A 22,538-nucleotide genomic window follows, 5' to 3' on the forward strand; every position below is an offset into this window, starting at 1 on the left:
TCCTCGGAAGGTTCCCGGGCAGGGCGCAACAGCTTGAGTGATGCCCGAACTTCCTACCCAGAATGACCTGGGCAAGGTTCAGAGGGTCTGCGGCCCACCGGTGCTCCGGCTACCGCACTCTCAGCGCTGTGGCGCTCCCCTGTCGGAATATGAAGATGTCGGAATACGAAATTGCGCTGACAGGAACTGACTGACACTGGCCGGCACTGAAAAGGCGCCGCCGGGCACTGCCGCCGATCAGACTATCGCTCGGTCGCGGCCAGCTGTCCGCATGCCCCGTCGATCTCCTGGCCCCGGGTGTCCCGGACGGTCACCGGCACCCCGTGAGCCGCGATCGCCTCGACGAACGCCTTCTCGTCCTCGGGCCGCGAGGCGGTCCACTTCGAACCCGGCGTCGGGTTCAGCGGGATGAGGTTGACGTGCACGGGCTTGCCCTTGAGTAGCCGCCCGAGCCGGTCACCACGCCATGCCTGGTCGTTGATGTCCCGGATGAGGGCGTACTCGATGGACAGCCGGCGCCCGGACTTGGCCGCGTACTCCCAGCCGGCGTCCAGCACCTCGCGCACCTTCCACCGCGTGTTGACGGGGACGAGGGTGTCGCGCAGCTCGTCGTCAGGCGCGTGCAGCGAGATGGCGAGACGGCACTTGAAGCCCTCGTCGGAGAACCGGTGGATGGCGGGCACCAGCCCGACCGTAGACACGGTGATCCCGCGCTGCGAGAGCCCGAGGCCGTCCGGCTCGGGGTCGGTGAGCGCGCGGATGGCGCCCACGACCCGCTTGTAGTTGGCGAGCGGCTCGCCCATGCCCATGAAGACGATGTTGCTCAGCCGCGCCGGGCCGCCCGGGATCTCGCCGTCCCGCAGGGCCCGCATCCCGTCCACGATCTGGTGCACGATCTCGCCCGTGGACAGGTTCCGGTCGAGCCCGGCCTGTCCGGTGGCGCAGAACGGGCAGTTCATCCCGCAGCCCGCCTGCGAGCTGATGCACATGGTCACCCGGTCCGGGTAGCGCATCAGCACGGACTCCACGAGCGTGCCGTCGAACAGGCGCCACAGGGTCTTGCGGGTGGTGTCCTGGTCGGTCGACAGATGCCGCACGACCGTCATCAGCTCGGGAAGCAGCGCCTCCTGGAGCTTGCCGCGCGCGGCGGCCGGGATGTCCGTCCACTCCGCGGGGTCGTGCGCGAACCGCGCGAAGTAGTGCTGCGAGAGCTGCTTGGCGCGAAACGGCTTCTCACCGATCGCGGCAACCGCCTCTTTGCGCTCGGCGGGCGTGAGGTCGGCGAGGTGCCGCGGCGGCTTCTTGGCTCCGCGGGGGGCGACGAATGTGAGTTCTCCGGGTGCAGGCATAACTCATCCAGTGTCGCAGATCAACTCCGCCAGCCCAGGCCAGAGCGGGGTGGGGGCGGTCACCCACGGGTGCCGACTGTCAGCGTTGGTCGGCCTCGCACGGCCCAGGGACGGCCCAGCGCGGCACTCGGTCGGACCTTCCTGGCGATATCAGTGCCGGTGGCTATGGTGCGACGACCATCGAGCGCGACTCATCGGGGAGGGGCCATGGGAGCCAAAACGGGACTGCTCATCTATGCCGACGGCGAGGTGCCGGGCCTGCTGCGACAGGTGAAGGCGGCAGACCTGCCGCGGACGTCCGAGATGATGCGGCGCCTTTACCCGGGCTGGGAGATCGAGCAGCTCTCAGGCTCGTCACTGGGAGGCGGCGTGTATCCCCCGAAAGACACGGCGTACGCCGCGAGCCGACCGGGCGTGGAGATCGTCTGCGACCAACGGGTAATGATCGACTTCCCGTCCCAGCTTCCCGAGCACCTCGTCGCGGCAAGCGCCGGCCGACGGCTCGTCCTGCACGCCATGCACAGTGTCGTCGACTGGCTCGCGTTCGCGGTGTGGGAGGACGGGCGCCTGGTCCGCTCCCTGAGTCTGTCGCCGGACAGCGGCATCATCGAGAACATCGGCGAACCGCTCCCCTTCGAGCTGCCCTACTGGGCCGGGGACCGTCCTGCGGACATCGTCCCCTGGCCGGACGAGGACGAAGAGCCGTACCCCCTGCCCTTCCACCCGTTGGACCTGGGCGAAGACGCCCTGCGCGCGCTCTGCGGCTTCGTCCAGGAGGGCCACCCCGAACCTGACGACATCGACGCATACGGCATCGACCTCCACGGATTCCACGTGCGGGACCCTCACGGGCCTGACCCTGCGGAGGAAGAAGCGAAGTTGAAAAGGATCACGGAAACCATGGGGCCGCCGCGCTTCTACACGCTGAGCCCCGATGGCCCGCTGATCGAGCGCGACGGCCCGTAGCCCACGGCCTCTTCGTCCCGAAGCAGCTTGGGCGGGCGTCTGACCTTGGGCCGCTATGCCTCTCGCCTGCCGCGATGGTCCACAAGCGTGCGCGCCTGTCCGGCGCTGTTCGTGGGCGTTGTCACGCAGTCAGACACGCACGCCGGGTCTAGGCACCGGCTCCGCTCAATCGACCTCAGTGCGCTGCAATGCCTCCCGAAGAGGTACGCCCAGTCGTACCGCGGCGATCCGTCTGACGCGCACTTCCACAGGTGTGCGCGGCCGGAACCCTGGACCACCACAGCCGCACGAATGAAAGGTCAGTCCCGCTTTCAGCACGACGCCGAGGGCCTTCCATCCGGCGGCGTCTCGGCGGCGTGGGACAGCGAGATCGTGCCCAGCATCGATCATGGCGGCACCGCAACGCGGGCAAGGCTGCTCACGCTCGTTTGGCCAGTCGCGTTTGAACGATGACCGGCGCGCAAGACACACGAAGTGGCGCTTGTAGTAGGCCATCCCATAGCGGCACATGTGCGCAGGGTATGAGGCGGAGCCTGCTGGTACCACCGCTTTGTAAGTTCGATCCATCAGCCGCCCTGGAGCTTTTAGGCCCTCGCTCGTCGGGCGCGTGCGGTTGCTCAAGGCTGCCTGTGTACGCCGTCGTTGATGTCAGCTGGTGATGTCAGGTTGGATGGTGCGATGGAGCGCGTTGAGGCAGAGCTGTTCACGGACGGTGGGAACAACGCTGTGGTGCGCCTGCCACCGCGTCGGTTCCCCGGCGTCTTGATCCAGGGTGACTCTCTCTCCGTCATCCGCAGCGAAGTTGCCGAAGTCCTTGAAGCCTGCGACCAGGGCGACCTCGCCGGGGCACGGGAAGCCGCCGGCCTTCTGCTGGCTGACCTTGATGAGTTGCTGGCGCGGTACACCGCCGCGCTGGACGCCCACCAGGTCCCGCGGCCGTACTGATCGCAAGGCTCTGGTCATTGAAAGCTGGATCGCTGCTTTGTAAGGGCGGCCGTGGTCAATCGCGGGGATGTCCAGGTCATTCCAGCCGTAGCGCCAGCCCAGCTCATCGGCACATCTCGACTGTGGCGAGCCGTCGTTGACCGTGGTTGACCGCACTATGTGGCACGACTGTGGCACGCACAGAAGGGCTACGGGCTTAGAAGGCGCCTGGCACGTCACCCGAATCACCGCCTCTGACCTGCACCGCTCCCACCACCCTGGGGTCCCGTCGGCCAACCCTCGACACGCATTCGACAGGGCCCGGGGTGCGTCCTCCTCGGTCAGCATTGCCCGCCGGCCGACGTCGGGCCGGGAGCCTTCCCGGCGCTGCACCTGCCTGGCCACCTTCCGCCCCGCAAGAGAGGTGAGTACGCGTACTCATGCGCATCACCACCGGTCTCGTCACCATGCAGCCATGACGAAGACCGCTTTAGCGCCGGAACGTCGATGGCCCTGGTCGCACCGAACACCCCTGGGCCCGGACCTTGCTCTCGCGATCCCGCTGTTCCTGGTGGGGACCGCATGGCTGGTGATGGACTGGGTGCTTGGTTTCGGCATGGAGGTATGGGCGGCGCAGGGCGACCAAGCGCAGGTCGACACGGCCAGCCTCGCGTTTATGGGCAGGGTGCGGGTGCTGCTGGTCACCGTCCTTGTTTTGGCAGTTCTCGCGGGGCTCTTCCGTGCCCCTTGGACGGTGATCGCGCACCTGATGGTGGCTCTCGTGGCCGCAGGGGTGCTCGGGCACGTGCAGCAGCAGTGGGATCACGACCATGCTCCGCCAGCCGGGTGCATCCGCTATAGCGCGAATTGCTGAGACAGCCAGCGGCTCGGGCCACGCTGTTGCCTGCTAATGACGAGAGTGGCACGACCTGAATCGTGCCGTGCCTCCCTCTGGCGGTCAGGGCTCTACTAGCTGATCAGGTCGAACGTCGAACTCGCTCCGGTCACCCTCTGTGGCTTCCGGCCGTCCACCTGTAGAGATCGTGACGACCTCGTTGTCGTCCCGATCTGAGGTGCGACTCAAGATTGTGCAGCCGATCGTCACAGCGATGGGGTACGCGGCGCTGGGGCCCAACGCATCACCGCCACCGAAGATCGGCGGCTTATCAAAGAAGACCCATTGCCGGCCATGGGCATCGGTCAGGCGCACCTCGACCCACCCTGGCCAGAAGTCGTCGTCATCCTCGAGCGCCCAGCGAGTGGCTTCGCACCGTAACGAGGTCATTCCGCCTGCTCCCTGATCTTGGTTTGCCACAGAACACGCTTCCGGTGCGATGACGCGGCGCCGACCGCTGCTGTTCGGGGCTGTTGGTGTCAGGCGTGGGTGTCAGCCGCCGTGGGCGAACTTGACAGATTCGCCACCCGCCTCACTTCCTTCTCGCTGTGAGCGACCATGGTTCCTCGCGATTCCCCGCCTGATCGGGCACGGAAGAGGCACGGTTCTTCCGTGCATGAGCATGGTCAAGCAGAGGATCGCATACTGGCGTCATGCTCTCGCCACAGCGGTTCCGCGACGCCCAGCACACGAAGTACCACTTCATTGATCATGTGCTCGTGCGCTGCCCGAAGTGCGCCGGGATTGCACACGTTGCCCCGGTGGCACCTGCGGCCGAGGACGCGGTCCCCTCGGTATTCGCGCGCCGCCGTCTCGTGTGCAGGGCGTGCGGTCTGTCGCGAAATGCTGCTGGGGGAGGGTTCCGCCTCTTTCGAGGGCGAGGCGAAGCGACAGATCCTTACTTCGGTCTGCCGTTGTGGTTGCAGACAGAGATGCGACACGGCTGGCTGTGGGCCTACAACCCAGAACATCTGGAGCTGATCCGGAAGTTCGTACAGGCACCGTTGCGTGAGCGAGCCCCGTGGGATGCGCAAGTAAAAAAGATGACGCTCGTCGCGCGGCTACCAACCTGGATCAAGAGTGCGAAGAACAGAGATGAGGTTCTGCGCGCCATCGACCGGATCCGGTCGTCCCTCGCCTGACCAGCTCGACCACGCACCTACCCCAGCTCCCATCCCGTCCGCCGTCGACCCACACACCGTGGAGCGGGCGTGGTTCAGGGGCGTCAAGGTGGAGCGCGCCACTGTACGAACGAACTTGACGCCCCTGGGCCGCGTCTGCTCGGCTCTGCCTGGGTCGACGGTGGGCGGGATGGGAGCTCCCCGCGCACGCCACTACGGGCCCGCAGTCGGGAACGGCGCCCCCTCCATCCCGGTGCCGGCCGATCCCCCGCCGGAGGCATCGTCTTGACCGCAGGCCGCTCCATGCGGTGATCGACTCATGGCTACCGGCCCTATCCACATGTGGGCGCGCGTCGGCGGCGGCAGCGCCGAGCGGGCCGAAGGCAGGAGCGCGGGCGCAGCCAGAGCCGGGAAGCGCGCCCGGCGGAGCGGAGCGCAGCCGGGGCTTGATGAAGTAGGGAAAGTTCTACCGCACCGCGATCATGGTCAAGTTGCCGACGATCACGCGGCTCGGCTCTCGGGCTTCTGGCCGAGCTCCAGGTAGACCGGAGCCGTCTGGTTCCTGGCCTCCGCCGCCGCGAGGATGCGTCGGGCCAGTCGCGGGATCGTGCGCTCGGCAACTCGTTCCGGGGGCAGGAAGGAAAAGCTCTTCAGCTCGTCTGGCTGCAAGGTGATCTGTGCAAGGTGGTCTTGGCTGAGCTGGCCGCCGTCGAAGAGGTACAGCACCTTGTCGCCCTCGGCCTCGTTCGGTGCCCAGTCGACCGCGAGCAGGCGCCGGCGTGATGCCCAGTTCCTCGCGAACCTCTCGGACGGCAGCGTGCAAGGGTGACTCGCCGGTCTCGACGTATCCCCCGGGGATGTCCCAGTAGTCCTTGTACGTGGGCTCCACCATGAGGATCCGGTCCGCGGCGTCAAAGAACAGCGCACCCGCTGCCATGCGCGGATGCGCCATCTTCGCTTCGTGTGCGTTCGGTGCCATAGAGCCGAGGGTACCCAGCTCAGACGAGGTGCATCCTGTTGGCCAGGTCTGCCAGGTTGCGGCTCGGTCGGCCCCGCTGGTTCCGAATCCAGGTGAGGACCAGTTCGCGTGCGAGGTAGTGGTTTCGCACCTGCTCGGGTGCCCAGCTCTCCGCTTCGAGGACCTTTGCCAGCGCCTCATCCATGCGGTTGTGGGTGCTGAGCGCTCGGGCCACTTCGAGGTTGTGGCGGGTCCGACGCTCGATCGGGAGTCCACGGGTGTCGATCTGCGTGCCCAGATCCAAGGCAACCTGCATGTCGCCCAGCTCTGCTGCGGTGGCCACTCGGTGAATGTCGACGTTCGTCGGGCCGAAGGCTGTCCACACGTGGTTGGCATCGCCGCCGAGTCGCCGCGCCGCCCGATCCGCTTCCCCCAGGAAGGTGAGCGTCGTACCGCGGTCCTCCGCGTGAGCCGCCGCCATGGAACCCGTGAGATACAACGTTCCGAAGATCGACAGGAACTCGGGAGTCGCGCCGGCCAGGCCTTTCCGGGGTGATCGTCGACGGTCCCGTCGGCGTTCGGTGCGGTCGGAGTGGCTGGTTCGATGGGTAATTTGCGGGTATTTACCTGATATGAGTACTGCATCGATGTATTTGGCGGAGCCGAGCGGTCTGATCAGCCTCGCGCTGTTCCTGATCGCCGTGGCACTCATCACGCTCCTGGCCGGCAGCTTCTGGCTGAGCTGCCGTATGCGGACCCGCGCACCGCGTCTGCCGCGCGCCGAGGAACAGCCGCACATGCCGCAGGGCGGCCCGGTCCGCGAGATGCGGGAGATCCGGGAGCCCGCCGAGATACCCAAGGTGGCCAAGGGCCAGCACGCTCTCACCCCGTACGAGCTGACCCACATGTCGACCCGCACGAGCCCGTCGCAGAAACGAGAGCGCTGGCACGACGGCGGCAGCGGCTCGTTCGGCAGCGGTGGGCTGGGCCACCACTGACACCGACCCGTCGGCCACGCCGCGAAAAGGGGCCCGCCGCCCTGTGGACGACGAGCCCCTCAATGGGATGTGCGCAGGTCAGCCGGATCCCACGAAGAGCACCAGCAGCAGCCAGACCACCGGCGCCGTCGGCAGCAGCGAGTCCAGCCGGTCCATGATGCCGCCGTGGCCCGGCAGCAGGGTGCCCATGTCCTTGATGCCCAGATCCCGCTTGATCATGGACTCGCCGAGGTCGCCGAGCGTGGCGGTGGCCGCGACCGCGAAGCCCAGGATCAGCCCCTGCCACCACGTGCCGTCCTCGATCAGGTACTGCATGCACAGCGCGCCCCCGACCATCGCGAAGGTGATCGCTCCGAACAGTCCCTCGCGGGTCTTGCCGGGGCTGATGCGTGGCGCCAGCTTGTGCTTGCCGAAGCGCCAGCCGATCGCGTACGCGCCCGTGTCGCTGACGACCGTCAGCAGCAGGAACGTCAGGACGCGGCGCGGACCGTCGTCGGCGGTCAGCATCATGGCCACGAACGTCGCCAGGAACGGCACGTAGAAGGCCGCGAAGACGCCCGCCGTGACGTCCTTGAGATAGCCCTCGGGCGGTTCCGTCATCCGCCAGACCAGGACCGCCAGCGCGGTGAGCGCCATCGCCACCCACGCGCCCTCGGCGCCCCGGACGTAGCCGGAGACGACCATCGCCGCACCGCCCACCGCCAGCGGGACGAGCGGCGCCTTGATGCCCTTGCGTTCCTCGAGCCGTGACGTGAGCTCCCACAGGCCCACCACCACGGCGACCGCTATGACCCCGACGAACACGGCCTTGACGACGAACAACGACGCGACGATCACCGCACCGAGCCCGACGCCGACCCCTATCGCGGCACCCAGATCGCGTCCCGCACTCTTCTTCTGTGGTGCGGGGGCGGGCTGTGGGACGGGGCTGGGCATGGGCTCCTGCGGCTTCTGCGACGGGGTCCCGAGGGATCCCGCCGACGGGGTGTCGTCGCGGAACAGGGGGCCACTCAGCCGAGCGGCCCCCCGGTCGTCATCCTGGTCTCCGCCGTGTGCGGGTACGTCGGGCACGATGGGCATGGGGCGAGTCTGCTGCGCGTTATGCGCATCGTATGCGGGACCCGCCGGGGCTGCCCCCTGGACAGGCCCCTGCTCGGACGGCCCCCAGTACCCGGCTTGTGGCGGCGCCCCCCAGGAAGAGTCGTTCATCAGACCTCGAGCAGCTCCGCTTCCTTGTGCTTCAGGAGCTCGTCCACCTGTGCGACGTACTTCGCGGTGGTGTCGTCGAGCTCCTTCTCCGCGCGGCGGCCCTCGTCCTCGCCGACCTCGCCGTCCTTGATCAGCTTGTCGATGGCGTCCTTGGCCTTGCGGCGGACCGAGCGGATGGACACCTTGGCGTCCTCGGCCTTGGTCTTGGCGACCTTGATGTAGTCCTTGCGGCGCTCCTCGGTCAGCTCGGGGAACACCACCCGGATGATGTTGCCGTCGTTGCTCGGGTTGACGCCCAGGTCGGAATCGCGGATCGCCTGCTCGATGTTGCGCATCGCGCTCTTGTCGAACGGGGTCACCACGGCCATGCGCGGCTCCGGCACCGAGAACGAGGCCAGCTGGTTGATCGGCGTCAGCGCGCCGTAGTAGTCGGCCACGATCTTGTTGAACATCGCCGGGTGCGCACGGCCGGTGCGGATCGCGGCGAAGTCCTCCTTGGCGACCACGACGGCCTTCTCCATCTTCTCCTCGGCCTCGAGGAGGGTCTCTTCGATCACCACTTGCTCCTGCGTGTCTTGAGTAGGCCCGGCAGCTGCTCCTCGTCGGGGTGGCGGCCGGCTGCGTCGCGTCTTATTCCTGCACGGTTCCGGACCGGCAGGACATTGTCCATCCCCCGGTCAGGGTCCGTCCTCGGCCCGGGCTTGTCCCCGGCCGAGGTCGGTCCCGGTCAGGCCCGGCCGCTTTGGTCACCCACGAGTGTGCCGATCTTCTCACCCTTGACGGCCCGCGCGATATTGCCCTCCGCCAGGAGCTCGAAGACCAGGATCGGCAGCTTGTTGTCGCGGCACAGCGTGATGGCGGTCATGTCGGCGACCTTGAGGTCGCGCGTGATGACCTCGCCGTAGCCGAGCGAGTCGAACTTGACGGCCTCGGGGTTGGTCTTGGGGTCGGAGTCGTAGACCCCGTCCACGCCGTTCTTGCCCATCAGCAGGGCCTCGGCGTCGATCTCCAGAGCACGCTGGGCGGCGGTGGTGTCGGTGGAGAAGTACGGCATGCCCATACCGGCGCCGAAGATGACCACACGGCCCTTCTCCAGGTGCCGTACGGCGCGCAGCGGGATGTACGGCTCGGCGACCTGGCCCATGGTGATGGCGGTCTGCACGCGGCTGTCGATGCCCTCCTTCTCCAGGAAGTCCTGGAGGGCGAGGCAGTTCATGACCGTGCCGAGCATGCCCATGTAGTCGGAGCGGGCCCGGTCCATGCCGCGCTGCTGGAGCTCGGCGCCGCGGAAGAAGTTGCCGCCGCCGATGACGACGGCGATCTGGGCGCCGTCGCGCACGACGGCCGCGATCTCGCGGGCGATCTTGTGCACCACGTCGGGGTCGACGCCCAGTCCGCCGCCGCCGGCGAACGCCTCGCCGGAAAGCTTCAGCAGAAAGCGGCCCGCGCCTTTGCCGTCGTCGGTCTTCTCGCCCTTGTCGGCCTGGGTGGTGGTCATGGAGATCTCCTCATGGTGCACATACGAAGAAGGCCATTGCCGGTGGGGTGTTGTCTCCCATACGCGGCAATGGCCTCCTCGTCAGATCTGCTGTCGTCCGTCACGCACGCGCGCGTGTCGGCGTACGCGGACGACTGCTGCCGACCCTATAGGGGTCGCGCGTCGATCGCGGTACGGACTCAGATGCCGACCTTGATGCGCACGAAGCGCTTCAGGGTGACACCGGCCTCGTCCAGGACCTTCTGGACGGACTTCTTGTTGTCGAGCGCGTACGGCTGACCGAGGAGGGTGGCCTCCTTGAAGAAGCCGTTGACGCGACCCTCGACGATCTTCGGAAGGGCGGCCTCGGGCTTGCCCTCGGCGCGGGTGGTCTCCTCGGCGACGCGGCGCTCGGACTCGACGACCTCGGCCGGGACGTCCTCCTTGGAGAGGTACTTCGGCGCGAAGGCGGCGATGTGCTGCGCGACACCCTTGGCAAGGTCGGCGTCGGCCTTGTCCAGCTCGACCAGGACACCGATCTGCGGGGGCAGGTCGGGCATGGTGCGGTGCATGTACGCGGTCACGTAGGCGCCGGAGAACTGGGCGAAGCGGTCCAGGACGATCTTCTCGCCCAGGTTGGCGTTGGCCTCGTCGACGAACGCCTGAACCGTCTTGCCGGGCTCGATCTCGGAGCCGAGGAGCGCCTCGAGGTCGGCCGGGGAGGTCTTGACGACGTGCTGGGCGATCTCGTTGGCGACGGTCTGGAACTTCTCACCCTTGGCGACGAAGTCCGTCTCGCACTTCAGCTCGACCAGGACACCGGAGGTGTTGTCGTCAGCGATGATGGAGACCACGGCGCCGTTCTCGGCGGAGCGGCCTTCGCGCTTGGCGACGCCCTTCTGGCCCTTGATGCGCAGCTCCTCGACGGCCTTGTCGACGTTGCCGTCGGCCTCGTCCAGCGCCTTCTTGCAGTCCATCATGCCGGCGCCGGTGAGCTCACGGAGCTTCTTGACGTCGGCGGCGGTGTAGTTCGCCATGATTCCTGGAATCTCTCTCGAAGTCTGAAGATCTACGGGCCGAACGGCGGGGGCTCGATGTGCCCCCGCCGTTCGTGACCCGAAGGGGTGAGGGGTCAGGCCTGCTCGGCGTCCGCGGCCGGGGCCTCGGTGACGGGGGCCTCGGCGGCCGGGGCCTCGACAACGGCCTCGGCCTCGGCGACAACCTCGGCCTGCTCGGCGTCGGCGACCTTCTCCGTCTCGGCGGAGGTCTGGACCTCGGCGTCGTCGGCCTTCTTCTCGCCCTCGAGCAGGTCGCGCTCCCACGCGGCGAGCGGCTCGCCCGCGGCCTTGTCACCCTCGGCCTTGCCGGCACCGGAGCGGGAGATGAGGCCCTCGGCGACGGCGTCGGCGATCACGCGGGTGAGCAGGGTGACGGAGCGGATCGCGTCGTCGTTGCCCGGGATCTTGTAGTCGACCTCGTCGGGGTCGCAGTTGGTGTCGAGGATGGCGACGACCGGGATGTTGAGCTTCCGGGCCTCACCGACCGCGATGTGCTCCTTCTTGGTGTCCACGATCCAGACGGCGCTGGGCACCTTCTGCATCTCGCGGATACCACCGAGGGTCTTCTCCAGCTTGGCCTTCTCGCGCGAGAGCACGAGAAGCTCCTTCTTGGTGAGACCGGAAGCGGCGACGTCCTCGAAGTCGATCTGCTCGAGCTCCTTGAGGCGCTGCAGACGCTTGTAGACGGTGGAGAAGTTGGTGAGCATGCCGCCCAGCCAGCGCTGGTTGACGTAGGGCATGCCGACGCGGGTGGCCTGCTCGGCGATGGCCTCCTGCGCCTGCTTCTTCGTGCCGACGAACATGACCGTGCCGCCGTGGGCGACGGTCTCCTTGACGAACTCGTAGGCGCGGTCGATGTACGACAGCGACTGGAGCAGGTCGATGATGTAGATGCCGTTGCGCTCCGTGAAGATGAAACGCTTCATCTTCGGGTTCCAGCGGCGGGTCTGGTGACCGAAGTGGACGCCGCTTTCCAGCAGCTCCCGCATCGTGACGACGGCCATGGCCGTTCTCCTTGGTGTTCTCGGTTGTGCCGCGTGTGCCGGACGGCACTCGCGCCTGACGCCCGCGATGCGCCTTGCCACGAGGGACCGAGGGGCGCTGACACCGGCTTTTGATGGCCGGGTGTCGGGGCGTGCGAAGTCGACCCGGTGACCCGGATCGCCACGAGAAGTGTACGGGACCCGGAAGGTGCAGGGTGACGCCGCTGTCCACAACCGGCCGGTGGTCCACAGATCCCGGCCATGATCCGTCAGATGCGGGACCGTTCTCGCATGCAAGCGAAACGATGTGTGCGCACGTGGCTGGGGTTGCTGTTGGGAATGACGGTGACCGTGCTGGGTGCGCTGACCCCCTCAGCCCTGGCCCGGGCGAACGGTCCGGCGCCGCCGTCTCCCGCGGGTCCGCCGGCCCCCGACGCGACGGTTCCGCAGCTCGCCCGCCTCTGGCCGGTGGGTCTGCGCCCCTCGGTCCTGCGGGGCTGGGACCCGCCTGCGTCGCCGTACGCCCGCGGCCATCGCGGGGTGGACCTCGCGGCGCCCCCGGGCACCCCGGTCCGCTCCGTCGCGCCGGGCCGCGTCTCCTTCGCGGGGCGGGTCGCGGGCCGTGGAGTGGTCGCCGTCGAACTGACGGGCACGGGCGCTCCGCCCCTGCGCACGACCTTCACCCCCGTACGGGCGACGGTGCACCAGGGCGACGAGGTGGCCGCGGGCGAGGTACTGGGCACGCTCGAACCGGGCGACGCCCACTGCGGAACGTCATGTCTGCACTGGGGCCTGCGAAGAGACAGAACCTACTTGAACCCCCTGTCCCTGCTCCCACCCTGGCTCCTGCACAGGGGCCCGTCCCGCCTGCTCCCGGTGACGAGCGCGCAGCAACAGCCGTCCGGGTCCCTGACCCTCCTGCCGTGAGAGTCGAGGAAACCACCGCCCGCGGCCACGCTTCAGACCCGGGCGCCCGGCTCGCGCAGAGTCGGCCCCGCGTAGGCATGTGCGACGGGCGCCCGAAGCGCTGTCCGCCGGTCGGCATGGGCTGGGCCAGGAGAGGCGTCTCCCTCCGCAAGGGGGCGCGGCGCTTCGCACACAGCCGGGCCCTGCCGTCCGCCCCGTCGCCCCGGCGCCGGGCACCCGACATGCAGGGGCTCAGCCCCGTACGCCCCGTAGTGCCATCACCACCGCGGCGTCCGTGATCGCGCCAGGCTCCTCCGCGGCCCCCAGCTCGATCCTCCGGACCGCCGCGTCGACCACGCCCTGAAGGAGCATCGCGGCCAGCCGAGGCTCGGCGTGGCCCATCTGCCGCAGCGCGTCGCCGATCATCGCTACCAGCCCGCCGTGCGCCGCGCGGATCTTCTCCCGGGCCCCGGCATCGAGCTCACTCGCGGAGATGGCCACGACAGCCCGGTGCCGCCGGTCCCCGACCAGCGCCAACTGCTGCCGGACGTACGCCTCGACCTTGCCCTCGGGCCCGTCCGCCGCGGCCATCGCCGCCGAGACCTCCGCGGCCCAGACCGGAAAGTCCACCTCGCACAGCTCTTCGACCACGGCCGCCCGGGACCGGAAGTACTCGTACACGGAGGACCGCGCGAGCCCCGTGCGTTCGGCGAGGGCCGGGAAGGTCAGCGCCTCCGTCCCGCCCTCGGACAGCAGGGACCGGGCCGCGTCCAGCAGGGCGGCTCGCTGCATCGACCGGTGCTCGGCCACGGAGGCCGCTCGAATCCTTGGCACGCCCTCCACTTTACGGACGGACCGCCCGGGACGGCAGTCACTCCCACCACCCGAAAGGAACGCGCCAGCGAGGGAAATTGACCAGGCAGGGACGATTCAGCAGCTTGCCCCGCTCGAGGTCAGCGCCCGAAACTCGCCAGCTTGGCGCGCAACTGCAGCACCGACTTGGTGTGGATCTGGCTCACCCGGCTCTCCGTCACTCCCAGCACGTTCCCGATCTCCGCGAGCGTCAGGCCCTCGTAGTAGTAGAGCGTCACCACGGTCTTCTCCCGCTCCGGCAGCGTGTTGATGGCCCGCGCCAGAAACCTCCGCAGCTCCCGGTCCTCGGCGACCTCCACCGGATTGTCCGCCGCGGTGTCCTCCAGCGTGTCCATCAGACTCAGCCGGCCGCCGCCCTCACCGCCGACGTGCAGCAGCTCCTCCAGCGCCACCACGTTGGCCAGCGACAACTGGCTGAAGACCGCGTGGAGTTCCTCCACCCCGATCCCCATCTCGGAGGCCACCTCCCCCTCCGACGGCGTCCGCCGCAGCCGCGCCTCGAGCGTCGCGTACGCCCGCTCCACATTGCGCGCCTTCTGCCGCACGGACCGGGGGATCCAGTCCAGCGCCCGCAACTCGTCGATCATCGCGCCCCGGATCCGCGTGATCGCGTACGTCTCGAACTTGATCTCCCGCTCGATGTCGAACTTCTCGATCGCGTCGATCAGCCCGAACACCCCCGACGAGACGAAGTCGGCCTGCTCCACATTGGCCGGCAGACCCACGCTCACCCGCCCCGCGACGTACTTCACCAGCGGCGAGTAGTGCAGGATCAACTGCTCACGCAGCCGCTCGTCCCCCGTCGCCTTGTACGACCGCCACAGCTCGTCGAGCGTCGAGGGAGCGGGCGGCCGCACGCTACCGCCGTCGCGGGCGGCTGGGGGGATCGCCGCCCGATCGGACCCGGAGGTGTGCTGGGGCATTCGTCGCCTTGTGCCGTTCTGCCGTGAACTGGGGGTACCTGGGTGAGCTGTCGCGCTGATGTCGAGTTGCCTGTCCTGCGTCGGAATCCACGTGAGCGTAGCGTGACTGGAGCGTCGCAGTGCGCGAAGGAGAGCGGATCACCCGTGCGCAGATACGTTCCGCTGTGCGCCCCTCGGGGGCATGTTCGTCGCCCTCCGTGATCGCCGAGAGACATCAACTGCGGGAATTGCCAAGGCTGTCGGCCTTCGCCCGGACGGCCGAACACGCTCGGTCAGCACTCGCTATGATCACCGCGGACCGAGATCATTGCCTGGCGTGTCAACTTCCAGCCGTCGCCGTGTCGTTCGACGAAACCAAGTGATCGGAGTTCGTACAGCCTCCCGACCGCGTCGTCCGTGGTGGTCCCCGCCCCGCGGGCGATGTCCTCCGCCCCCGCCAGACCGCGCGCCGGCAGCGCGTCCAGCACACGTCCGGCGCCCGGATCCAGCAGGTCGCGCGGCAGCACGGGCCCGCGCCGGTCCGGGGTCAGCTCGCCGATGTCGCCCACCAGTTCGGCGACGTCCGCGGCGTCCGTGACCAGGACCGCTTCCCCGCGCAGCAGCTCGTGCACCCCGGCCGACAGCCCGCTGGTGACGGGGCCCGGCACCCCCATCGCGAACCGCCCCAGCCGCTGCGCCGCCCGCGCCGTGACCAGCGCGCCACTGCGGTACGCGGCCTCGACGACCACGGTCCCCCGGGTGAGCGCGGCGATGACCCGGTTCCTGAGGATGAATCTGCTCGGCGTGGGATGGTCGCCTGGCGGCAACTCCCCCACGACCAGTCCCTGTTCGGCGATCCTGGTGATCAGCTCGGTGTGTCCGCGCGGATAGGGCCGGTCGACTCCGCAGGCCAGCACGGCGACAGTGGCACCGCCCGCCCCGAGGGCGCCCCGGTGCGTGGCGCCGTCCACCCCGTAGGCACCGCCCGACACCACCACCCAGCCCCGCTCGGCGAGCCCGGCGCCGAGCATGGCCGCCATGTGGGCGCCGTACTCGGTACAGGCCCGCGCGCCGACCACGGCGACCGAGCGCAGCGCCCATATCCGCAGGCTGGGCCGCCCCCGTACCCACAGGCCGGTGGGACGCGTGTCGCCGAGGTCGTCGAGTTGCGCCGGCCACTCGGGGTCTCCAGGGCACACGAACCGGGTCCCGGCCTCCCGCGCCACCGCGAGGTCCCGCTCCGGGTCCGCCCGCTCCGCCCGGGCCCGCAGTCCCGCCCAGCGCTTGTCCGTCACTCCCCGTGGTCGCTCCCCGCCCGCGACGAGCCGCCGGACCGCCTCCGCGGCACCGACCGCACGGAGCCAGCGCCCGCAGACCTCGTCGCCCGGTTCGATCACCCGCGCGAGGAAGGCCCGCTGAAGCCTCTCGTCCTCCTGGCTCACGACAGCGCGCCGATCGCCATCGGCACCCCACGGGGGACGCCGGTGCGCAGTTGCAGGGCGAGGGCGACGTCCGTCGCGCCGGGCCGGTCGTGTCCCACCAGGTCCGCGACGGTCCAGGCGACACGCAGCACCCGGTCGAGGCCGCGAGCGGTCAGGGCACCTCGCTCCAGGCTCCGCTCCGCCTCGTCCATCGCGCCCAGGGACGCGTACCAGCGGCTGCGCAGCTCCCGTCCCGGCACTTCGCTGTTCGTCCGCCAGGGCGTGCCCGCCAGCCGCACGGTGGCCCGCTCCCTGGCCGCCCGCACCCGGTCGGCGACCGTCTCGGTGGATTCGCCCCGCGCACCGCGCCCGGTCAGCTCGGAGCGGGTGACGCGGTCCACCTCGACCCGCAGGTCGACGCGGTCGAGCAGCGGTCCGGAGAGCCTGGCCTGGTAACGGCGGATCATGGAGGGCGGGCACTCGCACAGGTCGTCCCGCTGTGAGAAACGGCCGCAGGGACAGGGGTTCGCCGCCAGCACCATCAGGAACCGCGCCGGAAACCGCACCACCCCCGCGCTGCGCGCGATCACCACATGGCCCGCCTCCAGGGGCTGGCGCAGCGCGTCGAGGGCCTGGCTGCTGAATTCGGGCGTTTCGTCCAGAAAGAGCACTCCGCGGTGAGCCAGGGACACCGCGCCCGGCCGTGCGATCCCCTGGCCGCCGCCGACGAGGGCCTGCATGGTCGCCGAGTGGTGCGGGGCGCAGTAGGGAGCGATGTCGACCAGGGGTTTGCCCGGTGGCAGCAGGCCGGCGACCGAGTGGACGGCGGTCACCTCCAGGGATTCGCCCTTGGTGAGCCGCGGCAGGATGGCCGGCAGCCGCTCGGCGAGCATCGTCTTGCCCGCTCCCGGGGGGCCTTCCAGGAAAAGGTGGTGGCCGCCCGCCGCCGCGACCTCCACGGCGGTCCGTGCCGAGTGCTGGCCCACGACGTCGGCGAGGTCGTGACCGTGGTCGTGCTGGGCGGCGCCCATGCCGTGCATGCCGGTGGCGGCGCCCGTGCCCGGCATCCGCAGTCCCGCCATCAGCGGATCCGGTCGCCCCTGCTCGTCCGGGCCCTCCTCGGGCACCGGCTCGTCCGTGAGCACCGCGATCAGCTGGCGCAGACTGCGCACCCCGAGCACCGAGATCCCCGGTACGAGCGAGGCCTCGGCCGCCGCGCACTCGGGCACCACCACCTGCTCGTACCCTGCGTCCGCGGCGGCCAGGACCGCAGGCAGCACGCCCCGCACCGGCCGTACGCGTCCGTCGAGGCCCAGCTCGCCGATCATCACGATGTCGGAGAGCACCCGCGGATCGATGCGCTCGGCGGCGCCCAGCACCGCGCAGGCGACGGCCAGGTCGAAACCGCTGCCGCCCTTGGGTACGGATGCCGGGCTCAGGCCGACCGTGAGCTTCTTCTGGGGCCACGCCGAACCGGAGTTCACCACCGCCGCCCGGACCCGGTCCTTGCTCTCGGTCAGGCTCTTGTCGGGCAGGCCGACCAGGGTGAAGGCCGCGACGCCCGGCTCCAGGTCCGCCTGGACCTCGACGACCACGCCCTCGACGCCCACGAGGGCCACCGCACAGGTGCGCGCGAATCCCATCAGGCCACCCCCCGCGCGTGCTCGACCACGGGGGCGCCGCGTTCGGGGAGGACGACGCCGATCAGATCGATGCGGACGCCGCCGGGTGGCGCCCCACCGTGTTCCTGGAGCCAGCGTTCGGCCAGGCCGCGCAGGCGCTGTGCCTTGGCCGGGGTGACGGCCGCCATCGGGTGCTCGAAGGCTCCCGACTTGCGCGTCTTGACCTCGCAGACGACGAGCGCGTCGCCGTCCCGGGCCACGATGTCGATCTCTCCGGTCCTGCCACCGCGCCAGTTGCGCGCCAGGACCGTCATCCCGGTCTCGGTCAGCCGCCGTGCGGCCAGATCCTCGCCGTACTTGCCCAGCGCGTTGCGTGCCTCGGGTGTGTTCATGTCGGCACCACCTCCGGCGCCAACACTGAGGCCACTTCGACCGACTATTGGATCTTGGTGGACAAGCGGCCGACTGTGGACAACTCCCTCACCCACACGAGGGTTCCTGGTCCGTCGTCAGCCGCCTGCCATCGGCCACCCGTCATCAGCCGCCCGGCAGCTCCAGATCGCTCTTGTTCAGCTCCTCGATATTCACGTCCTTGAACGTGAGGACACGCACCTGCTTCACGAAGCGGGCAGGTCGATACATGTCCCACACCCAGGCATCCGCCATGGACACCTCGAAGAACACCTCGCCCTGGACCGAGTGCACCTGCATCTCGTAGTCGTTGGTGAGGTAGAAGCGCCGTTCGGTCTCGATCACATATTTGAACAGACCGACGACGTCGCGGTACTCCCGATAGAGCTTCAGCTCCATCTCGGTCTCGTACTTCTCGAGGTCCTCGGCGCTCATGGCATGTTCCCCTTCAGCCGTGCGTCCCCCTATTGTGCGCCAGCCCCGCGAGCCTCTAGACGATTTCGGTGTCGAGGATCTCGGGCCTGGCCGGAGGACCCTCGTCGAGCAGCCTGCGCAGCAGCCCGGCGAGCCTGGTCGGATACACCGTCTCATGTGCCTCGGTCAGTTCCCGGCACGTCCACCAGCGCGCTCCTGCGACACTGCGCCGTTCCAGCTCCGTCAGCCCGGCGGCGACGGTTCCCTTCTGGGTCGTACGGGCCAGGAAGTACCACTCGTCCTGGTCCCAGCGCCGCCCCGCGAACGGGAACGAGCAGCTCCGCTGCCACAACACCGGGCCCAGTTCGACCTCGGTGATGCCGGTCTCCTCCACGAGTTCCCGCAGCGCGGCCTCCTCGTGCGTCTCGTCGCCCTCGAGGCCCCCGCCGGGCGTGAACCACCAGTCGTCCGCCGGATCGTCCGGCTCGTGACCGTGCAGCAGCAGAATGCGGTCCTCCGCGTCGAGCAGCACGACCCGGGCCACCTTCCGGGGCCCGCCGCCGCTGGAGTCCTCGACCGAACCCCAGTCCGATGCCTCAGGCGGCACCGGCGAGCTCCGTCCGCGCCCGGCCGCGCCGGCTCAGCCGCTTGGCGATCGGCCCGTACGCCGCCCCGCCCAGCACCAGCACCGCCCCGACCACGATGGCGGTCAGGACCAGCCGCAGCGGCCCGGGCGACGAGATCCCGCCCAGCTTCTCGAAGCCCGTGGGGCGCGCCAGCATGCCGTTCATCGGCCAGGCGATGGCGTCCACACGGGCCTTCACCGCACTGCGCGCGACAGTGCCGTTGAAGGCCTCGGTGAGGTGGGCCGTGGAGTCCAGTGAGCCACTGCGCTCGTCGCCGAGCAGGAAGAGCCGGTCCTTGGGTACCTCGACGGTCGGGATCTGGCTCGACTCTGCGGCCTGGCCCTTGGGGAGATACGGTTCGTCGATCTGCTTGCCGTTGACGGTCAGCTTGCCGTTCGTGCAGCACGCGACCGTGTCACCGCCGACCGCGACGACCCGCTTGACGAGGAGCATGTCGCCCCAGCTCTTCTGCTTGAAGACGATGACATCGCCGCGCTTGATGTCACTGCCGTCGATCCGCTGGGCCAGAATGCGGTCGCCCGCCTTGATGGTCGGCACCATCGACTCGGTCGGCACGGTGTACGGCTGGTATTCGATCGCACCCCAGGCGAAGCCGCCGAGAAAGAGCACACAGCCGAGGGCCACGGCCAGCCCCGACAGCACGCTGCCGAGCCGCCCGCGGCCCTCGTCCGTACGACCTGATGTCCTGCTCATCCCAGTGCTCCCCAACTCGGAGAATCGATCCCACGGCCCGACCTGTGGGCCGCGGAAGATCGGCGATCTGGGACGGCACCCTACCCGGCGGTACCCCGACCAGAAACCCTCGGGTTTCCGGCGGTAAGGCGACGCCTGCGCCACAGCACCAGCGGCACCGCGCCGGCCAGTCCGAGCGCGCCCGGAGCGGCCGCGCTGAGGTTCTGGTCGAAGGTGTCGGGAATCGGCAGCGTGTCCCAGCGGGTGGGCGGCCAGGCGATCACGATGGCGCGGCCGACGACATTGCCCACCGGCACGAAGCCCTGGTGATCGTCCTGCTGGTGATAGCGCGAATCCAGCGAGTTCTGCCGGTGGTCACCCATGACCCAGATTTTGCCCTTGGGTACCGTCACCTTGAACTGGCCGCCCTGGTCGTCGACGCTGCACGGGGTGTTCCCGGTGTAGACGTACGAGTCCTCGTTCAGTGCCTTGCCGTTGACCTTCACCGGGCCGCTGCCCTTGCACTCGATCGTGTCACCGGCGACACCGATGACCCGCTTGATGAGGTCCTTCTCGTTGGCGGACGGCATCAGGCCGATCTTGCTGAGGAACGTCTGCACGGCGTTCGGGTTGGGCGTGGGCTCACCCGCCAGCCAGTTGTCGGGGTCGTGGAAGACGACCACCTCGCCGCGAGAGGGCTCCGAACCGAACCACGGGGTGAGCTTGTCGACCAGGACCCGGTCGCCCTGCTGAAGGGTGTTCTGCATCGAGTCCGAGGGAATCGAGAACGCCTGGACCAGGAAGGTCTTGATCAGAAGCGCGAGGACGAGCGCGATACCGATCAGGAGCGGAAGCTCCTTCCAGAAGGAACGCGGCTTCTTGGGCTTCGGCTCCTGCTCACCCTGCTCCTTGGTACCGCCGCCACCGTCCCCGGAGTCACTCCCGGAACCAGTGACGTCGTTCGTGGCCGGGGTGGCCGATCCGTCGGGTCGCTCCGGCTGCTCCTCGGGGCCATCGTGTCCGGATCGTGCGCCGACCGCCAAATCCCCCACATCCACTCCTCACTCCGTGCCGCCGCCTGCGCCGGATCCGGCGCAGGCCCACCACTCCCATAACGAGCGGGAGTTCCGCAGGGCTCGGGAGCGGGATCAATCGATTGAGATCCGCGGACGCCACCCTATGCGACGCGCCGAGAGCGGTTGCCGACCCGCTCGGTACGGACGCGAACGTGTCCGGTTCCTTCAGACGGGCCCAGTGCCCGAAGGGCCAGGCGATGACCATCGCTCTGCCGACGACCGAGCTCTCGGAGACGGTACCGCCGTATTTCTCGGTGCGGTGGTAGCGGGAGTCGGCGGAGTTGGCCCGGTGGTCGCCCATCACCCAGAGACGGCCCTTGGGCACGGTCTCTTCGAAGGAGAAGTCCGACGGCTTGTTCCCGGCCTGGATGTACGGCTCGTTGAGCGGCATGCCGTTGACGGTCACGCGCCCTTGGGTGTCGCAGCACTTCACGGTGTCGCCGCCGACCGCGACGACCCGCTTGATGAGGTCCTTGTCGTTGTCGGAAGGCAGCAGACCGATGGCCGTCAGGCCCTCTTTGACCTGCTTGACGACGACGGGGTCGTTCTTCTTGGTGGTCTTCTCCCCGGCCAGCCAGTTGCCGGGGTCCTTGAAGACGACGACGTCGCCGCGCTGGGGCTTGGAGCCGAACCATGGCGTGAACTTGTCGACGAGCACACGGTCGCCGATCTGGATCGTGTTCTCCATGGAACCCGACGGAATCACGAAGGCCTGGACGAGGAAGGTCTTGAGGACCAGGGCTATGAGCACCGCGACGCCCACGAGGAGGGGTATCTCCTTGATCGCGGAGCGCCGTCGGCGCCGCTTGACCTTGCGCTGGAGCTTGCGGCGCTCGGCACGGCCCGGCCGGGCGGCGCCGCCGGCGGCGCGCCGGGTACCGGTGGGAAGCAGGTTGTCGGCCGCATGGTCGGAGACCCCACGCGGCCTGCCACGGTTACCCATGGGCGCCGTCCGCGGTAGGCACACGCGCGTAGGCGGCGGCACGCTCCAGCCGGGTCCAGTGGCCCGCCGGCCAGGCGATCCAGTCGGCCCTGCCGATCACGTCACCGACGGGGATCATGCCGCCGCCGGGAGACCCCAGATGGTCGCGGGAGTCGCTCGAGTCGCTGCGGTGGTCACCGAGGAGGAACAGGCTGCCGGTGGGCACCACGACGTCGAAGGAGACGTCGGACGGGCTGTCCCCCGGGTACAGAAACGTCGACTCGTCGACCGACCGGCCGTTCACCTCGAGCCTCCCCTCCTTGTCGCAGCAGACCACGTGGTCTCCCCCCACACCGACGACGCGTTTGACATAGTCGGCGTTCCCGAAATACCCAGTGCCGTCGAACACGACGACATCGCCCCGCCGCGGCTCGGCACCAAAACGGTACGCCAACTTATTTACGAGAACGCGGTCCCCGATCCTCAATCCGCGCTCCATCGAGCTGCTGGGAATCTCGAACGGCTGTATCACGAAGTTGCTGAACAGCACCAGGAACAGCAGACAGACCAGCGCGGTCAGAGTGATCCGCCCACCGGGGATCCAGTCCGCGGCCCGGGCCACCAACGCGAAACGCGACCGTCCCTCCGGCCCCTCGGCGTCCGAGATGTCCTCGGACTCAGTGGGGCGGGAGGAGCGGTCGCGCTCCGTGTGCTGTGCTTCGGTGTCCATCGGA

25 protein-coding genes, 1 pseudogene and 1 riboswitch are annotated in these 22,538 nt (G+C 68.9%); of the genes and pseudogenes, 6 read left to right on the forward strand and 20 right to left on the reverse strand.

Annotated features, from left to right (window positions below; all coding sequences use genetic code 11):
• Positions 1 to 32 precede the first annotated feature (32 nt).
• Positions 33 to 151: riboswitch (TPP riboswitch) on the reverse strand.
• Positions 152 to 242: 91 nt separating this feature from the next.
• Positions 243 to 1,349, reverse strand: a complete 1,107-nt coding sequence (gene rlmN / locus ACFZDJ_RS30270; protein WP_266586194.1) for a 23S rRNA (adenine(2503)-C(2))-methyltransferase RlmN — start codon at positions 1,347 to 1,349, stop codon at positions 243 to 245.
• A gap of 207 nt (positions 1,350 to 1,556) precedes the next feature.
• Between rlmN and ACFZDJ_RS30275 the strand changes: the two genes are divergently transcribed.
• The 4 genes from ACFZDJ_RS30275 (at position 1,557) to ACFZDJ_RS30290 (ending at position 5,276) form a co-directional block, all read left to right on the forward strand.
• Positions 1,557 to 2,315: a DUF6928 family protein gene (locus tag ACFZDJ_RS30275; RefSeq protein ID WP_391063581.1), complete on the forward strand. Its 759-nt coding sequence runs from the start codon at positions 1,557 to 1,559 to the stop codon at positions 2,313 to 2,315.
• Positions 2,316 to 2,993: 678 nt separating this feature from the next.
• Positions 2,994 to 3,260 carry a DUF6959 family protein gene (locus ACFZDJ_RS30280; protein WP_391063584.1) on the forward strand — a complete coding sequence of 89 codons (267 nt, stop codon included), beginning with the start codon at positions 2,994 to 2,996 and terminating at the stop codon, positions 3,258 to 3,260.
• A 454-nt stretch (positions 3,261 to 3,714) separates the two neighbouring features.
• Positions 3,715 to 4,113 carry a DUF6234 family protein gene (locus ACFZDJ_RS30285; RefSeq protein ID WP_391063587.1) on the forward strand — a complete coding sequence of 133 codons (399 nt, stop codon included), beginning with the start codon at positions 3,715 to 3,717 and terminating at the stop codon, positions 4,111 to 4,113.
• Positions 4,114 to 4,787: 674 nt separating this feature from the next.
• Positions 4,788 to 5,276, forward strand: a complete 489-nt coding sequence (locus ACFZDJ_RS30290; protein ID WP_391063590.1) for a hypothetical protein — start codon at positions 4,788 to 4,790, stop codon at positions 5,274 to 5,276.
• Between the two features lie 480 nt (positions 5,277 to 5,756).
• On the opposite strand, the gene ACFZDJ_RS30295 is transcribed toward ACFZDJ_RS30290, so the two are convergent.
• The 3 genes and pseudogenes from ACFZDJ_RS30295 to ACFZDJ_RS30305 all read right to left on the reverse strand — a co-directional run bounded on the left by ACFZDJ_RS30295 (position 5,757) and on the right by ACFZDJ_RS30305 (position 6,694).
• Positions 5,757 to 5,981, reverse strand: a complete 225-nt coding sequence (locus ACFZDJ_RS30295) for a hypothetical protein (protein WP_391063868.1) — start codon at positions 5,979 to 5,981, stop codon at positions 5,757 to 5,759.
• 85 nt (positions 5,982 to 6,066) lie between these two features.
• A pseudogene (locus tag ACFZDJ_RS30300) lies at positions 6,067 to 6,234 on the reverse strand (NUDIX domain-containing protein); the annotation flags it as partial.
• Positions 6,235 to 6,253: 19 nt separating this feature from the next.
• On the reverse strand, positions 6,254 to 6,694 hold the full coding sequence (locus ACFZDJ_RS30305; RefSeq protein WP_391063593.1) for a hypothetical protein: 441 nt from the start codon (positions 6,692 to 6,694) through the stop codon (positions 6,254 to 6,256).
• Positions 6,695 to 6,845: 151 nt separating this feature from the next.
• Between ACFZDJ_RS30305 and ACFZDJ_RS30310 the strand changes: the two genes are divergently transcribed.
• Positions 6,846 to 7,211 carry a DUF6479 family protein gene (locus ACFZDJ_RS30310; RefSeq protein ID WP_248297003.1) on the forward strand — a complete coding sequence of 122 codons (366 nt, stop codon included), beginning with the start codon at positions 6,846 to 6,848 and terminating at the stop codon, positions 7,209 to 7,211.
• A gap of 78 nt (positions 7,212 to 7,289) precedes the next feature.
• Here the strand turns inward: ACFZDJ_RS30310 and ACFZDJ_RS30315 are convergent, their stop codons facing one another.
• From ACFZDJ_RS30315 to rpsB, 5 genes are all read right to left on the reverse strand, one after another.
• Positions 7,290 to 8,420 (reverse strand): phosphatidate cytidylyltransferase, encoded by a 1,131-nt coding sequence (locus tag ACFZDJ_RS30315; RefSeq protein WP_391063596.1) that lies wholly within the window; start codon positions 8,418 to 8,420, stop codon positions 7,290 to 7,292.
• A complete protein-coding gene (gene frr / locus ACFZDJ_RS30320) occupies positions 8,420 to 8,977 on the reverse strand; it encodes a ribosome recycling factor (protein WP_384911972.1) in 558 nt (185 codons plus the stop codon). The genes ACFZDJ_RS30315 and frr overlap by 1 nt, the downstream gene beginning before the upstream one ends.
• Positions 8,978 to 9,147: 170 nt before the next feature.
• Positions 9,148 to 9,918, reverse strand: a complete 771-nt coding sequence (pyrH, locus tag ACFZDJ_RS30325) for a UMP kinase (protein ID WP_101400921.1) — start codon at positions 9,916 to 9,918, stop codon at positions 9,148 to 9,150.
• Between the two features lie 179 nt (positions 9,919 to 10,097).
• Complete coding sequence (tsf, locus tag ACFZDJ_RS30330) at positions 10,098 to 10,934, reverse strand: translation elongation factor Ts (protein ID WP_384911969.1); 837 nt, start codon at positions 10,932 to 10,934, stop codon at positions 10,098 to 10,100.
• Between the two features lie 95 nt (positions 10,935 to 11,029).
• Positions 11,030 to 11,959, reverse strand: a complete 930-nt coding sequence (rpsB, locus tag ACFZDJ_RS30335; RefSeq protein ID WP_390933553.1) for a 30S ribosomal protein S2 — start codon at positions 11,957 to 11,959, stop codon at positions 11,030 to 11,032.
• Positions 11,960 to 12,229: 270 nt separating this feature from the next.
• On the opposite strand from rpsB, the gene ACFZDJ_RS30340 reads away from it, so the two are divergent.
• Positions 12,230 to 12,865, forward strand: coding sequence for a peptidoglycan DD-metalloendopeptidase family protein (locus ACFZDJ_RS30340; RefSeq protein ID WP_391063599.1), 636 nt, complete (start codon positions 12,230 to 12,232; stop codon positions 12,863 to 12,865).
• A gap of 231 nt (positions 12,866 to 13,096) precedes the next feature.
• Here the strand turns inward: ACFZDJ_RS30340 and ACFZDJ_RS30345 are convergent, their stop codons facing one another.
• The 11 genes from ACFZDJ_RS30345 to lepB (ACFZDJ_RS30395) form a co-directional block, all read right to left on the reverse strand.
• Entirely contained in the window at positions 13,097 to 13,654 is a 558-nt protein-coding gene (locus tag ACFZDJ_RS30345; RefSeq protein ID WP_390933714.1) for a TetR family transcriptional regulator, read from the reverse strand.
• 143 nt (positions 13,655 to 13,797) lie between these two features.
• Positions 13,798 to 14,640, reverse strand: coding sequence for an RNA polymerase sigma factor WhiG (gene whiG, locus ACFZDJ_RS30350; RefSeq protein WP_067371119.1), 843 nt, complete (start codon positions 14,638 to 14,640; stop codon positions 13,798 to 13,800).
• 272 nt (positions 14,641 to 14,912) lie between these two features.
• A complete protein-coding gene (dprA, locus tag ACFZDJ_RS30355) occupies positions 14,913 to 16,061 on the reverse strand; it encodes a DNA-processing protein DprA (protein WP_391063602.1) in 1,149 nt (382 codons plus the stop codon).
• A complete protein-coding gene (locus ACFZDJ_RS30360; protein WP_391063605.1) occupies positions 16,058 to 17,683 on the reverse strand; it encodes an ATP-binding protein in 1,626 nt (541 codons plus the stop codon). Before ACFZDJ_RS30360 ends, dprA begins: the two co-directional genes overlap by 4 nt.
• Positions 17,683 to 18,054, reverse strand: coding sequence for a YraN family protein (locus ACFZDJ_RS30365; protein ID WP_168495969.1), 372 nt, complete (start codon positions 18,052 to 18,054; stop codon positions 17,683 to 17,685). The genes ACFZDJ_RS30360 and ACFZDJ_RS30365 overlap by 1 nt, the downstream gene beginning before the upstream one ends.
• Positions 18,055 to 18,199: 145 nt before the next feature.
• Positions 18,200 to 18,508, reverse strand: a complete 309-nt coding sequence (locus ACFZDJ_RS30370; protein WP_003965949.1) for a DUF2469 domain-containing protein — start codon at positions 18,506 to 18,508, stop codon at positions 18,200 to 18,202.
• A gap of 55 nt (positions 18,509 to 18,563) precedes the next feature.
• Positions 18,564 to 19,094 carry an NUDIX domain-containing protein gene (locus tag ACFZDJ_RS30375; protein WP_390933597.1) on the reverse strand — a complete coding sequence of 177 codons (531 nt, stop codon included), beginning with the start codon at positions 19,092 to 19,094 and terminating at the stop codon, positions 18,564 to 18,566.
• Positions 19,084 to 19,827 carry a signal peptidase I gene (lepB, locus tag ACFZDJ_RS30380; RefSeq protein ID WP_390933598.1) on the reverse strand — a complete coding sequence of 248 codons (744 nt, stop codon included), beginning with the start codon at positions 19,825 to 19,827 and terminating at the stop codon, positions 19,084 to 19,086. Before lepB (ACFZDJ_RS30380) ends, ACFZDJ_RS30375 begins: the two co-directional genes overlap by 11 nt.
• 80 nt (positions 19,828 to 19,907) lie before the next feature.
• Complete coding sequence (gene lepB / locus ACFZDJ_RS30385; RefSeq protein WP_168495963.1) at positions 19,908 to 20,858, reverse strand: signal peptidase I; 951 nt, start codon at positions 20,856 to 20,858, stop codon at positions 19,908 to 19,910.
• Positions 20,743 to 21,825 carry a signal peptidase I gene (gene lepB / locus ACFZDJ_RS30390; RefSeq protein ID WP_390933599.1) on the reverse strand — a complete coding sequence of 361 codons (1,083 nt, stop codon included), beginning with the start codon at positions 21,823 to 21,825 and terminating at the stop codon, positions 20,743 to 20,745. Before lepB (ACFZDJ_RS30390) ends, lepB (ACFZDJ_RS30385) begins: the two co-directional genes overlap by 116 nt.
• Positions 21,818 to 22,534 (reverse strand): signal peptidase I, encoded by a 717-nt coding sequence (lepB, locus tag ACFZDJ_RS30395; RefSeq protein WP_390933600.1) that lies wholly within the window; start codon positions 22,532 to 22,534, stop codon positions 21,818 to 21,820. The genes lepB (ACFZDJ_RS30390) and lepB (ACFZDJ_RS30395) overlap by 8 nt, the downstream gene beginning before the upstream one ends.
• Between the last annotated feature and the right edge of the window lie 4 nt (positions 22,535 to 22,538).

Origin of the sequence: Streptomyces sp. NPDC007896 (assembly GCF_042959425.1) — a bacterium.
Lineage (GTDB): Bacteria > Actinomycetota > Actinomycetes > Streptomycetales > Streptomycetaceae > Streptomyces.